A 15014-nucleotide genomic window follows, 5' to 3' on the forward strand; every position below is an offset into this window, starting at 1 on the left:
TTTATTTAACCTCTTTAAATGGAAGAAAATTATTTAAGTTTTTGTCAATTATTTCAATGTTGTCTTTACTCTCAAGGATTTCCTTTATTGTTTCGTTATAGATTCTCTCTCTTGTAATTTCTGGATCTTTGATGTATGCATTTAGAATTGCATTAAAAATGGCAGTCTCAGCTAATGCGGTATTTATTCTATTTTCCTTATATCCCTTGGCTTCTTCTATCAGTTTAAGGGCTTCTCCTTTAATTTTTGGGATTATTTGATTAAATTTTTTTCTTCCTTCGTTAATAAATTTATTTTTATCTTGGATTGCGATATTAACATCTTCAAAGGCCTCATAAACTTTTCCTTTTGGTGGCATAGCATTTCTAATTTGTACTTGAACAATATCAATTCCTAAATCATATGTTTTTATGATTTCATTCATAGAGACTTTTACTCCTTCTGTAACACCAACTCTATTATCATTAATTATTTCAAAAATAGTATTGTCCCCAATTAATCTGTTCATTGATGATTTTGCAATGTCTGTTATAGTTTTTGCAGGATCTTCTACTTTAAACATAAAAGAATATGGGTCACTGATTTTATATTGTACTAACCATTCAACCTTAATTATATTTAAATCACCAGTAATAATTATCCCATCATCTTCGTTCAAATTGGGTCTTGTGTTATTATTTGTAGTAAAACCAAATTTAACTTCTTGTACGATCTTTACTGGTACAATTAATTTTTCTTCAATTAATGGAATTTTTATATGTATCCCTGGTTCAAGTATTCTATTTAACTTGCCAAGACGAAGAACTATAGCTTCATCAGATGGTCCTACCACAAAAATATTTGCAATGGTTATTAGTAATGTTATTACTAATACAATTAGAATTATCATATATTCGTATGTTTTGTTGAAAAATTTTAAGATATCATTTAGCATTTTGTCTCCTTTTTGTTATGCATTTTCACTCCTTTTCAAGTTTTGTAAATGTTATTTTTTTTATTTTATGATTCTGGATTTCTTCTATTAAATATTTTCCATGTTCTGTGCTAACCTGTTCTCCGCCTGTGGGTATTTTATCAAGTAAGTCCATTATATATCCTCCAATTGTGTTTATGTAATCTTTATGTTGAATTTTTATTCCAACTGTTTCTTCAATCTCATCAAATGTGGTCTCGCCCGATATTAAGTAGATATTTTTATCTTTTTTAGTAATGAGTTGTTTTTGTTCTTCAAAATCATATTCATCAAATATTGCACCAAAAATTTTCTCTACTATGTCTTCTATTGTAAGTATTCCTGCAAATCCTCCATACTCATCGATAACGATGGCCATTATTTTTTGTTTTTGTCTCATGATATCTAGTATATCTTTTATTCTTTTGTTTTGTTGTACAAAAACGGCAGGTTTAACAAATTTAACAATGTTTTGTTCAAGTTTTTTTTTACTTATTTCAATTAGGTCTTTAGTTATTAAAATTCCTATTATTTGTTCTCTATTTTGACCTTTATATACAGGAATTCTGGAATATCCTTCTTTTTTAATTAATTTGATCTTATCTTTTAATTGAGATGTGCTTGAGAGTGAGAATACTTCTGTTCGGTGTGTCATAACCTCAGAAGCCCTAACTTCTCCTATGTTTAACATTTTTTGCATGAATATTCTGTCATCATTTTCTAAAATTCCTAATTTTTCGGCCAAAAATAACATGTTTTTAATGCTATCTTTAGTCATTTTTTGACTTGCTTTTATTTTACATAGGCTTAGTAAAATTTTAACTATTCCATTAATTACATATATTGCTGGTGTAAATAAGATTGTTAATATTTTGAGTAAGATTGAGGTTGATAAAACTATGCTCTCATTATTTAAAATAGCAATCTGTTTAGGGAATATTTCTGAGCATATAAGCACTATTATTGTTATGATTCCAGTTGATAAAGCAAGTGCATTGTTTCCATATTTGTCAAGGACAAATTTTGTTGTAAGAGCGCTTGCTGTTATGTTGGCAATATTATTTCCAATTAGGATTGTCGTTACAAGCTTTGATGGATTTTGGGCTAAGTTGTATACTACTATTCCTAATTTGCCTTTTTTCTTTATGTCTTGAAGTTGAATTAGGCTTAATGATGTGTAGGCTGTCTCTGATGCTGAAAAAATTGCCGATAGTATTATGAATATTAATATGATTGTTAATTCTAACATAAGTATTATTTTAATTTATCTTTAAAGCATTTTCTTTAGTTTTGTTTGTCTTTGTAAAAAAAAATTGTATTGACTTTTTACTTAAGGATTACAAGGCGCCGACCGGAATCGAACCGGCGAATCAAAGTTTTGCAGACTTCTCCCTTAGCCACTTGGGTACAGCGCCATTTTGAATATTAATTAGTTTATTAAAAAATATTTAAATTGTAAACAGTATCTTTTATGATTGGATGATTGTGATTGAACGTTTTTAAGTATTTTCTTTATATGTTTTTCTATAAAAATAATTTTTATTTTTGTAATATTTATGAATATGAATAAAAAAATGCTTAATAATGTTTTATCTAAGTTAGATAAGAATTTTGTAAAGGAAATTAAAGGGTCTTGTGAGGTAGAAATCTTGGGACTTACATATGATTCAAGATATGTTTTATCTCATTTTGTATTTTTTGCTCTTCCAGGACTTCATTTTGATGGTCAAAAATTTATCAATTCGGCAATTGAGCGAGGTAGTAATGTTATTGTGCATACTAATGATATTGATTTTTATGATCCCAATGTGACATATATTAAAATTGATTCTTGTAATATAAAAAAATTTATGTCAAATTTTGCTCATATTTTTTATAATGAGCCTTCAAAAAATCTTAAGATTATTGGCGTTACAGGAACTGATGGTAAAAGTTCTGTTTGTTTTTATATCTATACTCTATTAAAATCTATGGGTGTTAAAGTTGGTTTTATTTCAACGGTATTCTTTGAAGATGGAAGTGGAACGCTAGTTAAGAATCCTTATAGACAGTCGACTCCAGAGTCAACAGAAATTCATTTAATTCTTAGTAAAATGGTAGAAAATAATGTTGAATATGCTATTGTTGAATCGACTTCGCATGGCCTTGATATTAGAACATCAAGATTAATTGATATTGCGTACTCTATTGCTGTTTTAACTAATCTTAGTCATGAACATCTTGAATTTCATGGTACTATGCAGCATTATTTAAATGCTAAACTTAATCTTTTCTCTTCTGCAGATGCTAATGGTGGTTTTGGTATCATCAATATGGATGATAAAAATTTTTCTACCTTTTTAAATACTATTAATAGGGCTTATACGTATAGTTTAGAGAATAAAAATGCTGATTTTTTTGTAAGTAAGATTAATGAACAAATGGGTTTTACTGAATTTGAGTTTTATCATAAGAATGTTAAATATGATGCTAGAGTTAATTTGACTGGCAGCTTCAATGTCGAAAATGTTATGGCGGCTTTAATTGTTGTTAATCAAGTTATGAACGTTGATGTTTCAGAACTTATTGATAAGCTTGTAAATATTGAGGGTCTTTTTGGACGAATGCAAGGTGTTGATTTTGGGCAGAATTTTTCTTTAATTATTGATTATGCACATACACCTGGAGCTTTTCTTAAAATTTTTCCTATCTTTAAAAGACTTTCAAAAAATAGATTAATTTCTGTTTTTGGTTCTGCTGGAGAAAGAGATGTTTTTAAGAGAAAGTTACAAGGAAAAATTGCAGATAGATATTCAGATATAATAATACTTTGTGATGAAGATCCAAGAGGTGAAGATAGTATGCAAATAATTAGAGATATTGCGGAAGGAATTTCAGGAAAGACTTTAAATAAAGATTTATTTTTCATTCCTGATCGAAAAAGTGCAATTGAAAAGGCAATAAATATTGCACATACTGATGATTTGGTGGTTACTCTTGGAAAGGGGCATGAAAACTCAATAATATATAAAGATCAAAGTATATTTTGGGATGAGCAAGCTGTTGTTAAAGATATAATTTCGAGAAATAGGAGTTAATTTGATGAAAAAAAATCTTATGTTAATATTTGGAGGAGTTTCTTTTGAGCATGAAATTTCTCTTAGATCTGCTTGTGAAATTTATTCAGCTCTTATGAAGCTTGATAAATATAATGTGTTTTCAAGTTTTATTGATAAAATTACTGGGGTTTGGTACCTATTAGATTCTGTTCCTGATGATCCTAAATTAATTCAAAAAGATAGTTCTGCTATTATTAGTTTAATTCCTGGTTATGGAATATTTGTGAATAATAAGGATCTTAAAATTGATGTTGTGTTTCCTATTGTTCATGGAAGAACAGGTGAGGATGGTGCTATTCAGGGATTTTTAAAAATTATGGATATTCCTTGTGTTGGTTCTGGAATTTTAGGAAGTGCTATTTCTATTAATAAGTATTTTTGTAAGCTTTTGCTTAAAAGTTTTAATATTCCTTTAGTGCCCTTTATTGGGTTTAAGAAATATGATTATCTTTTAGATAAAGAGGGCATCAAAAAAGACATAAAGCAAAGTTTAGATTATCCTGTCATTGTTAAACCGGCTATGCTAGGTTCTTCAATTGGAATAAGTATTGCATATAATGATACTCAGATTGAAAAATGTATTGAAGAAGCTTTTGCGTATGATTTAACGGTTGTTGTAGAGAAGTTTATGAAGGCAAGGGAGATTGAATGTGCTGTTATTGGAAATGAGCGGATTAAAATATTTACTCCTGGTGAAATTATTATACAGGATTTTGTATTTTATGACTATAATGCTAAATATTTCACTGTTCCTGGAAACTCGGTTGTCTTTAATATTCCTGCTCACCTTGATACCAAACATTTGTTAGACATTAAAGAATATGCATTTTTTACTTATAGATGTTTGGAGCTTAGGGGTATGGCAAGGATTGATTTTTTGATCGAAAAAGATACTAACATAGTTTATGTTAATGAAATAAATACAATTCCAGGATTTACAGATATTTCTATGTTTTCTAAGATGTGTGAACATGATGGTCTTGATTATGGATCGTTGATTGATAAATTGATAGCCTTAGCTTTTCAAAGTTATGCAAAGAGAAAGGAGAGGATTGATTTTCACCGACTGGAAAACTAATTTAGTTTTAAATTTTTTAAATTTTCAATTTCTTTGTCATTTTGAAGTTTAAAAAAGGGATTTTGATTGTATTTTGCAGATTTTGGAAGTATTCCAGAATACTTTATTGCGTATGAATAGTCTATATTAATGTTTTTAACTTCTTTTTTGGTTTTTTGATCATATATTTTTACGTAGTTTTTATTGATATCAGAATAAGCAACAACATCATATTTAATTTTTTCTTGAGTTTTAACTGTAAAAGTTATATTTGTTGTATTTAATTTAATATTGTTTATTGTAAATATTACATTGTTGGATGCTATTTTATATGGTGTATTGCTTTGATATATGATAAGTTCAGATGCATTTTTTAAAAATAGATTAATTTGTTTTGTAATCTGATTTGTGGTGATCTTAATATCATAAATAGTTCTTTCAGCTACATCTATTTTTTGAAAAAATAAATTTATTAAGTTTTCCTGTGTTTGAATTTCCTTTTCTGTGTATTTTTTATTTTTTTCTAAGCTTAAATTAAAATCTTTTGTTAAAATTTGAATTGCATTTCTGTTGTCTTGTAGGTATTCTACGCTAATTTTGTTAATTTTTTCTGGAAAGCTTATTATTTGATCTATTTTTATTGTTGAAATTTTTTCTATGTCGTGTGATATTATGGTAATGGCGATTATTAGAAAAAGAATGATAGATTCAATCTTTTCAAATTTTGTAAATTCTTGTCTTATTGTCTCAGTTTTATGTTTTAAATGTTCTACAATGTTGGTAAGTATTGCTGAGAAAAGTGGAATTGATATTAAATAACTTAGTGCAATTGGTCTTGCCGTCATTAAGGTTGTTTGTATTGATGTTATTAGCATGAGATTTGTTATCCAAATAAACATTATTACTATCTTTTTTAGAATTTTTGTCTTGTTAGGAATCATTAATATTAGTATATTTTTTAAAATTATGATTAAAATAAATTCTATTTTGATATATAATATTATAATAAGTTCAATTATAGAGATTAATGTTGCTAAATATTTAAGTTCTTTAAGGCTTAAATGTATTTTAAAGTTATATGTGAAATAAGATATAATATTGAAGTTAAATAATGTTAGAAAAAAGTTTACTAGATATATTGGATTTATAATCTTATAGTCTATGAAATTTTCATATTTTGTTAACATTTTATTTGTGATTAGAGTGGAGATGTATGTGCTTAGGAATAATATGAAAAATAGTTTTATGATTTTATGATAATTTTCTTTCATTTTTCTAAGTATGATACTAGTTTCTTTAAATCTTGTGATGAACACTAATATAATGAAATTGCAAATAGCATATATTATTATGATAAGTGTATTTTCATTTATTATCCACTTTTTAAATGGCATATTTATAATGATATAGTGTAGTTCATTTTCACTTTGATTATTTTTTTTGGCTTTGACTGTCTCTTCAATTGATTTGTAAATATCACAAAGATTGTTATTTTTTACATGTTTTAAGAGTGAGTATTCTTTATTGTTGCTTATTATTAAAATTGGAATTCCTTCTTTTAAATACAAATTGTATATTTCATTGATATGTTTGTCATTTATTTTTGATACGTTAAAGTTTACTTTATTATTTTCAAATGTTTTTATAAAATTTTCTAAAAAACTTAAATTTGTTTTTGAATTTATTATGTTTGATTGATTTTTAAACTCTATTAAGTTATTTTCTTTGTCTTCATTTAACATTAAATATATTGTATTTATATTTTTGTCAAATGCATTATTGTTTAATAACAATCTACTGTTTATTGTTGATATTTGTTTATGTGAATCGTCTTCTATAAAATAAATGTTTAGGTTATTTTTTATTTCTTTGTTTTTGAAATTATTTATTAATGTTATTACAATGGCTATTGCTAGGTTATTTTTTAGCTCATATTGTGCTTCTATTGGAACAATGATATTATAGTTAGTTATTTCTGTGCCTTTTATTTTTACGTGAATTGTTTTTTGCGAGTATCCAATAAATCCAATTTCTTGGAGTGAGTGTTCTTTGTATTGAATCTTATTTTCTAGAAAATATTTTTTTATGTAATCATAAGTATTTTTTATTCGTTTTATCTTTTCTAAAGATCTGTTTAGTTCATTAATTTTTGTGATATGTTTTCTTATTTGTTTGCCACATTGTTCTATTTCGTCTGCTTTTATTATTTTATGTGAAATTAATGTTTGTATTAGGATTAAGAGTAATGTCTTAATTATCATAATTTTTTATGTCTTCTTCTACTTGCATTATTTGGAGTACATTAGGATTTTCTTTAAGTGAAGTAAAAATCATTGATACGTTTTTTGCATTTGATGAGATAATTATGTTAATTATTCCATGTCCATTTCCGCAGTCTTCTATTTTTTCACTAATAAGTCTTACGTCAAAAGTTGTAAAAAGATTATCTAAATAATTAAAAAGATTTTTTAAATTTTTTAAGAATATTATGATATGATATACTTTTCTTGTTGGTGTTGCTTCCCATTCTACTTCTACAAGGTGGTTTTTTTTCTGATGTGCAATTTCTCTACAATGTTCTTTGTGAACTACTATTGTATCTTTTTGTATTATCCCAATTATATCTTCACCTGTTAATGGATTACAGTCAGGGGCTATTGTAATACTTTTTATTTTGGATTTTGTTAAAGATTTAAACAAGCTAAAAAGTCTTTTTTGTTCCTTATTTTCTCCAATAAGGTATGCAATGATGTTATTATCTACAAATATTGTATTGTCGTTTTTATTAAGCCAAGATCTAATTTTTGAGCGTGCTTTTTTTGTTCTAACACTGTTAAGCCAAATTACATCAGGTTTTGCCTCTGGAGAAGTAAATATTTCAACAATTTGTTCATTTTTTAATGGTTTGGTTAGTGAGCTAATTTTACCATTAATTTTTGCATAAAGTGCTTGATCCCCAATATCTGTATGTATTGTATATGCGAAGTCAATTGAATTTGAGCCAAATGGAAGTTCTACTATCTCTCCTTCTGGTGTATAGACATATATAAATGTGTTTAAGAGTTCTTTGTGTATGTCATGCATTGAGTATTGATTTTTGTTAACCGATTCTTGTTGCCATTTTTTGATTCGGTTGATAAATGATATATCATCAGCTTTTAATTCGACTTGTTCTTTGTAAAGCCAGTGGGCAGCAACACCATATTTAGCAATTTTATCCATTTCTTCTGTTCTAATTTGTATTTCTATCAATTGATTATCTTCAGGTATTCTGACAGTGGTATGTAGAGATTGATATTTGTTTTCTTTAGGGATTGCTATGTAATCTTTTAGTCTTCCAGGTATTGGTTTCCAAACTTTATGTACAATTTCTAGTATTTCATAACATTCTTTTTGTTGTTTACAAATTATTCTTATTCCCAGAGTATCAAAGATCTGAGAGATATTATTATTTCTTGTTTTCATTTTTCTAAATATTGAGTAGAAGTGTTTGGAACGTACTGTGATTGTGACATCGATGCCAATTTTTTTAAGTTCTTTCTCTATTATCAATTTTCCCTTATATAATTTTTTTTCCCTTTCTATTTTTGTTGCGGATAGAAAATTTTTGATTTCTTTATATTCTTTTGGATAAAGATATTTTAATGATAAATCTTCAAGATATATTTTAAGTGATGAGATACCAAGTCTTTCTGCGATTGGTACATAAGTGGCAAGACAGTCTCTTGCAATTCTTTCCCTCCTATTTTTGGGTAAGTGAGAAAGAGTTGCCATATTATGTAATTTGTCTGCAAGCTTGATTATTATTATTCTAATATCGTGAGTCATTGCAAAAAACATTTTTGAAATGGTATTTGCTTCTTTGATTGCTCTTGTTTTATTGTGTAGGTCGTGAATTTTGGTTACCCCATCAATTAGACTTAAAATTTCTTGATCAAATTCTTTAATTATTTCTTCCTTTTTGACACTTGTGTCTTCAAGAACATCGTGTAGTAGCCCAGCTATTATTGTTTTAAAGTCTAGTTGAAATTTTATAAGAAATAGTGAAACCATTATTGGATGTATGACATATGGCTCTTTACTTTCTCTATATTGTCCGTAGTGTAATTGCTCTGATATTTCAAGGGCTTTAAATATTAATTTTTTTTGAATTTCATCTTGATAAATATTATTGACAGTTTTTCTAAAAATGTTTTTTAGTTTATCGATATCATTTATTTTAAGTAAGTATGCAATTTCATAGACTTGTATCATTTTTTATCCTTAAGACCAATGCTCTTTCTCTGTTTTCAATGTCATATATAGTTTTTAAATAGTCAAACCCTTCCTGTATTGCAAAATTTTTTAAAGATTTTGTTTGCCAAGGAGCCATTTCTATTATTAGGAGTCCATTCTTGGCAAGCTTGTGTTTTGTCTGTCTTATTATTTTTTTTTGAATTTCAAGACCATCTTTTCCAAACCCTAAAAGAGCCACTCTTGGTTCTTTTGTTAATTTTTCCTTTATTTTTAGTTCATCTTTATTTAAATAAGGAGGATTTGTGATTATTAGCTCAAACTCTTTACTTATGTATTTTAACAGATCTGAATATTGTATTTCTATATAATTTTCTAATTTTAGTTTTTGTGTGTTTTTTAATGATACTTTTAAGGCTTTATTTGAAATATCCGATAGTGTTACTTTGCACTTAAGATAATGTGCAATTGTTAAGCCAATACATCCACTTCCGCAACATAAATCTAAAATTTTATTTAAGTTGTGCTTTTTAATTTGAATTAAAGCTTCTTCTACTAAACATTCTGTATCTTCTCTAGGAATTAGTACATGTTTGTTTATATAAAACTCAATGCCCATAAATTCTTTTGTTTTAAGTATATAGTTTATGGGTGTGCCTGATCTTATTCTGTTTATTTGACACAATAATTTATGTTCTTCTTGTTTTGTTAAATTTTTATTTATATTTGCAAGAATTAATTCTTTTCTACTCTTTAAGATTTTTTCAAGTAGTAATAAAACCTCAAGAGTATTTAAATTATGTTGTTTTGAATTTTTTATTGCTTCGTTTATTGTCATTAAAGTAAATTATAATGGGTTATCTTTTAGTGCTTGTTCTTGTAATTTTAGGGCTAGTGTGTCGAGAAGAAGATCAAGTTCTCCTTGCATAATTTCTTCTAGTTTATAAAGACTGATATTTGCTCTATGTTCTGTTACTCTATTTTGTGGAAAATTGTATGTTCTAATTCTTTCAGACCTATCACCTGAACCTACTTGTTGCTTTCTGTCATTTGAGCGTTGTTCTTGTTTTTTGAGGTCTTCAAATTTATAAAGTCTTGCTCTTAATATCTTCATAGCTTGATCTTTATTTTTGTGCTGACTTCTTTCGTTTTGACATTGTACTACAATTCCTGTAGGCAGATGTGTAATTCTAACGGCAGAATCTGTTGTGTTTACATGTTGGCCTCCAGCACCAGAAGATCTATAAACGTCTATTCTTAAATCTTTTTCGTTGATTTCAATGTCGGTTCCTTCAACTTCAGGCAGTACAGCAACGGTTGCTGCTGAGGTTTGAAGTCTTCCATTGGATTCTGTTATAGGGACTCTTTGAACTCTATGTACCCCGCTTTCATGTTTCAATTTTTTAAATACCTCTTTGCCTTTTATTTCGAAACTTACTTCTTTAAATCCACCAAGTTCTGTTTCATTAAAGTTAATAAGTTCTGTTTTCCATTTTTTTTTCTCGGAATATTTTGTGTACATTTCGTAAAGATTATGTGCAAAAAGTGCAGCTTCTTCTCCCCCTGTTCCAGCTCTAATTTCAATAATTATATTTTTACTGTCATTTTCATCTTGGTGTAAGAGTAATATTTTGATTGTATGTTCAGCTTCATCTTTTTTGAGATTTAAATGAGTTAATTCTTGTTTAATTAATTCTTTCATTTCTAAATTTTCTTCTTCGGACAAAATTTTTTGATTCTCATCGATTTGGCTTATTATTTTTTCATATTCATCTTTTTTTTCTTTGATTTTTTCTAAATAGTTATATTCTTTTATTATTTTTGCATATTCTTTTTGGTTTTTTATTAAATTTGTATCTTGTAATTTTTCTTCAAGTATTTTTATTTTGCTTTCGATGGGATTTAATTTTTCTAAAAACATCTTAATTTTCTCCTAATAAAGTAGTATTATTTTATCCTACTTTTGGATTTTTTTGTTATAGGTGGTCATGAATTTTATTTTATAGGCTTTATATGCGATTTAAATAAATAAGTTTAAGTTTACTAATTTAAGTATATTTTCTTAATTTTTTATATAATATGTTTATTGAGATTGGATATTAAAGATTGATTAATATCTTGATATGTTTATATATAAATATGACTTATATGTTTTTTTTAAATAGCATATATGAAGTGAATGTTATGTCTTTAATAAACCAGTTAAGAAGGGGTATTTATGTTAGACAAGAAACTTTTAGGTGAGTTTGGGGATATCTCGCAAATTTCTGATAATGAGCTTCTTGATGTTACTGAAAAATCCAAAAGGGGATATCAGTTGATAAAGGAAGAGAGACTTTCTGAAGCGGAGGCATTGTTTAATGATATCTTACAAAAGGATTATGGTAATAATTATGCTCTTGTTGGACTTGGAGACATTGAAAGGAAGAAGCGAAATTTTGATAAAGCTATAATTTATTATCAAAAATGCCTTGCTAAACATTCAAATAATAATTATGCACTTTTTGGATTGGGAGATTGTTATAGAAGTTTAGGTGATTATAAGAAGGCTACAGATGTATGGGAAGAATATTTGAAATATGATCCTGAAAATATTACGGTTCTTACAAGAGTTGCTTCTTCTTATAGGAAATTAAAAAATTTTCAAAAATCTAGGCAATCGTACTTAAGAGTATTAGAACTTGTACCTGATAATGATTATGCTCTTGTTGGTATTGGACATTTATATTATGACTTTAAGGAATATAAAGAAGCGTTGAAATATTGGCTTAGGATGTATGAAATAAATCAGGTTAAGATTGATGTTCGTGTTTTAACCTCAATTGGAAATTGTTATAGAAAATTAAAGGAATTTAGTAAGGGAATTTATTTTTTCAAAAGAGCTTTGGAACTATCTCCGAATAATTTTTATGCTATTTTTGGACTTGCTGATTGTTATAGAGGAAGTAAAGAGTATCATGAAGCCTTAAAATATTGGCTTACAATAATAGATAAGGATCCAAAGAATAATCTGGTTTTAACAAGAATAGGTGATACTTACCGGTACTTAAAAGAGTATGAGAATTCACAAATTTATTATAAAAAAGCTCTTGATATTGATTTTGACATGTTTGCTATACTTGGTCTTGCATTACTTCAAAAGGAACAGGGGCAGTATGAAGAGGCATTGTCAGCTATTAAAAATTTGATAAAAACCAATCCTAAGAACTCAATATTGTATGTAAATGCTGCTGAATGTTATGAAGCATTAGGGCAAATTGAAAGTGCTGTAAATATTTTGTCAAGTTTCTTGCAACTTGGAATGAAGAATGTTACTATTATTGACTACATTACTAGCCTTAAAAAAAAGATGGATGTATGAATCTTAATTTTAAAAACTCTATTTTTTTTAAAAAGTTGATAGATACTCACGTTCATTTTAATGAACTTAAGAAAAATTCTATTGATATTCATTATCTTATTAATGAATGTTTTAAAAATGGATTTTCTTATTTTCTTGATATTGGATTGCATCCTATTGATTTTTATGAGAGAAAACAACTTTTAGATACTTATCCTAATATTTCACTAACAGTTGGTATACATCCTTTAAATAAGGCTTTAAGAGATGATTTTGAATTGATTGAGAGTATTTTAGAAAAGGAAAACGTTGTTGCTGTTGGCGAAATTGGACTTGATTACCTTAAGGGAGATAATAAAAGAGAGCAGATTGAAGCTTTAAATATTCAGTTAGATTTGGCTAGTAAATATAAAAAGCCCGTCATTTTGCATGTAAGAGAGGCTTATGATGATATTTACAATATTATTAAATCTTCTAATTTTATGAGTAGAGGCATATTGCATTGTTATTCAGGTAATTATGAGTATGCTAAAAAATTTATTGATTTTGGATTTAAGATTTCTTTTGCAGGTAATTTAACTTTTAAGAATTCAGAGCTTTTAAGAGGAGTTTTAAAGAAATTAAATATTAAAGATATTTTAATTGAAACAGACAGTCCATTTTTAGCCCCAGTTCCTTTAAGGGGCAAGATTAATGCTCCATGTTTTTTAGGATATACATGTCTTGAGATTGCAAAAATTAAAAATTGTGATGTGGATAGCATTGTAACTGTGTTGTATGATAATTTTAAGGATTTATTTAATGATTTGATTTAACAATTATTTTCTCTCATTAGTAATTAGTATTTTTTGTTTTTCAATTGTTGCTTATTAATTCACTTAAATGTATGTTGATTTGTAATCAGGTTTATATTGTTTTTTCATAGATGTTGAATTCGTATTGAAAATCTTTATTAATTTTTTTTGTTATTTCAAGCAAATCGAGTTCATTCATGCTGATTATGTATTTTGTGTTAATTTCTTTTAAATCTTTTTTATTACTTCCAATCAATATGAATTCTATTTTTTTAAAAAAGGATGATTCTGATAATTTTTTTAAAAAAACGTGATTATTTTTCATTGAAAATAGGATTACTTTTGTTATTTTTGGAGTAATCAAATTTTTTAAATACAAAATATTTTTGTCGTTTATTGTAGTAATGTTTATATTTTGTTCTTTTGCACTTTTTTCTAAGTGTTCTAAATCTATTTGACTTAGTGTGTTGTCTTTCATTATTAATGAGGTTGTTAAATTTATTGAGGGATCATTGAATATAAAATCTATTGCTTTTTTTAATGAAAATTTTACTTTAGATAGATAAAAAGTTTTTTTTTTAATTTTATTGATATTAAATATTTCATTATTTGATTTATGTGTTAAAAGTATCTTTTTTACATTATTTAGTTTGTCTTTAATAATTTCGATGTTTTTTTCATTGATAAAGAGTGTTTGATCTTGTATGAATGGAGAATTTTTAATTTTGAAAAAATACTCTGTGGCGTCTGAAAAAATTATGATATAATCAAAGTTCTTATCTGTGATTTTATTGTTTTTACAACTAAAACATAGAATTAAAATAATTGCAATAATAAAAGTCTTTATTGTATGTATCATTATTTTACAGTTCCAATGACTTTCTTGTTTATGATTGTGATTCCTAGAAGTATTATTAATGTTATTAGAGCATAAATTTGTGCATTAGTTAAAATTAATACTTTTAAAAATGTTATAATTGCTTCTAAGATCAAGATAGGAACAAAAATTAATTGATATCCATTTATACTTTGTGTTATATGAAGACATATTCCTTTTTCGCATATAATTGCTGTAAATATTAGTTCTAATATATGTAGAAGCGGTATTTTAATATATTCATATGTGCCAAAAACTTTACTGTTTGTTATGATGAGTGTTAAATTTTTAGAGAATATTAATCCAAATGCAAAATATATTAAAAATATTGAATTTTTTTTAAGCAATGATTTTGGATTGAGTGTAAAAAAAAATGTGAATATAAATAATGGAAAAACATAGTAATATATTTGTTCTTTAATAAATATTGAATATGCTAAACTGAATTTTGTTTGGTAATTTATAAGCAAGCTTTTATATAATATGAATTCTTCTGTTAGATATAGTAAAGAAAAAATGGTCATTGCGAGCAATATTGATATTGCATGGATATAATTTTGCTTAATTAACTTTAATTGAGGATGTTTTATTATCATGTATATTTTAAAAACTAAAGGTAGACTTGTTAGTAAAAATATATTCATAATAAATAAATTTTACTTT

General features: G+C 26.5%; 12 protein-coding genes and 1 tRNA gene. 4 read left to right on the top strand and 9 right to left on the bottom strand.

Translation table 11 applies throughout. The features are described 5' to 3' along the window. Position 1 precedes the first annotated feature (1 nt). The 3 genes from hflK to QMG63_RS03465 all read right to left on the bottom strand — a co-directional run bounded on the left by hflK (position 2) and on the right by QMG63_RS03465 (position 2367). Positions 2-934, bottom strand: coding sequence for an FtsH protease activity modulator HflK (gene hflK, locus QMG63_RS03455; RefSeq protein ID WP_281861738.1), 933 nt, complete (start codon positions 932-934; stop codon positions 2-4). Between the two features lie 25 nt (positions 935-959). Next, a complete protein-coding gene (locus QMG63_RS03460; protein ID WP_281861739.1) occupies positions 960-2201 on the bottom strand; it encodes a hemolysin family protein in 1242 nt (413 codons plus the stop codon). A 93-nt stretch (positions 2202-2294) separates the two neighbouring features. Then, positions 2295-2367 (bottom strand) — tRNA-Cys (locus tag QMG63_RS03465). A gap of 147 nt (positions 2368-2514) precedes the next feature. Here QMG63_RS03465 and QMG63_RS03470 point away from each other — a divergent pair. Then, the gene (locus QMG63_RS03470; RefSeq protein WP_281862108.1) at positions 2515-4029 is read left to right on the top strand and encodes a UDP-N-acetylmuramoyl-L-alanyl-D-glutamate--2,6-diaminopimelate ligase; all 1515 of its coding nucleotides are present in this window, start codon (positions 2515-2517) and stop codon (positions 4027-4029) included. Between the two features lies 1 nt (position 4030). Further along, positions 4031-5128 carry a D-alanine--D-alanine ligase gene (locus tag QMG63_RS03475; protein ID WP_281861740.1) on the top strand — a complete coding sequence of 366 codons (1098 nt, stop codon included), beginning with the start codon at positions 4031-4033 and terminating at the stop codon, positions 5126-5128. On the opposite strand, the gene QMG63_RS03480 is transcribed toward QMG63_RS03475, so the two are convergent. From QMG63_RS03480 to prfA, 4 genes are read right to left on the bottom strand one after another with little or no spacing between them, the layout of a single operon-like run. Next, positions 5125-7368 (bottom strand): hypothetical protein, encoded by a 2244-nt coding sequence (locus QMG63_RS03480; RefSeq protein ID WP_281861742.1) that lies wholly within the window; start codon positions 7366-7368, stop codon positions 5125-5127. The genes QMG63_RS03475 and QMG63_RS03480 overlap by 4 nt on opposite strands. Further along, entirely contained in the window at positions 7358-9361 is a 2004-nt protein-coding gene (locus QMG63_RS03485; protein ID WP_281861744.1) for a RelA/SpoT family protein, read from the bottom strand. The genes QMG63_RS03480 and QMG63_RS03485 overlap by 11 nt, the downstream gene beginning before the upstream one ends. Beyond that, entirely contained in the window at positions 9345-10178 is an 834-nt protein-coding gene (gene prmC / locus QMG63_RS03490; protein ID WP_281861745.1) for a peptide chain release factor N(5)-glutamine methyltransferase, read from the bottom strand. Before prmC ends, QMG63_RS03485 begins: the two co-directional genes overlap by 17 nt. 9 nt (positions 10179-10187) lie before the next feature. Next, positions 10188-11261 (bottom strand): peptide chain release factor 1, encoded by a 1074-nt coding sequence (gene prfA, locus QMG63_RS03495; RefSeq protein ID WP_281861747.1) that lies wholly within the window; start codon positions 11259-11261, stop codon positions 10188-10190. A 297-nt stretch (positions 11262-11558) separates the two neighbouring features. On the opposite strand from prfA, the gene QMG63_RS03500 reads away from it, so the two are divergent. Both QMG63_RS03500 and QMG63_RS03505 read left to right on the top strand, forming a co-directional pair. Further along, on the top strand, positions 11559-12701 hold the full coding sequence (locus QMG63_RS03500; RefSeq protein WP_281861749.1) for a tetratricopeptide repeat protein: 1143 nt from the start codon (positions 11559-11561) through the stop codon (positions 12699-12701). After that, on the top strand, positions 12698-13495 hold the full coding sequence (locus tag QMG63_RS03505; RefSeq protein WP_281861750.1) for a TatD family hydrolase: 798 nt from the start codon (positions 12698-12700) through the stop codon (positions 13493-13495). Before QMG63_RS03500 ends, QMG63_RS03505 begins: the two co-directional genes overlap by 4 nt. A 91-nt stretch (positions 13496-13586) precedes the next feature. Here the strand turns inward: QMG63_RS03505 and QMG63_RS03510 are convergent, their stop codons facing one another. Both QMG63_RS03510 and QMG63_RS03515 read right to left on the bottom strand, forming a co-directional pair. After that, entirely contained in the window at positions 13587-14333 is a 747-nt protein-coding gene (locus QMG63_RS03510; RefSeq protein WP_281861751.1) for a hypothetical protein, read from the bottom strand. Further along, positions 14333-14995 carry a hypothetical protein gene (locus QMG63_RS03515; protein WP_281861754.1) on the bottom strand — a complete coding sequence of 221 codons (663 nt, stop codon included), beginning with the start codon at positions 14993-14995 and terminating at the stop codon, positions 14333-14335. Before QMG63_RS03515 ends, QMG63_RS03510 begins: the two co-directional genes overlap by 1 nt. Between the last annotated feature and the right edge of the window lie 19 nt (positions 14996-15014).

This window comes from Candidatus Borrelia fainii (assembly GCF_027925085.1).
GTDB lineage: Bacteria > Spirochaetota > Spirochaetia > Borreliales > Borreliaceae > Borrelia > Borrelia turicatae.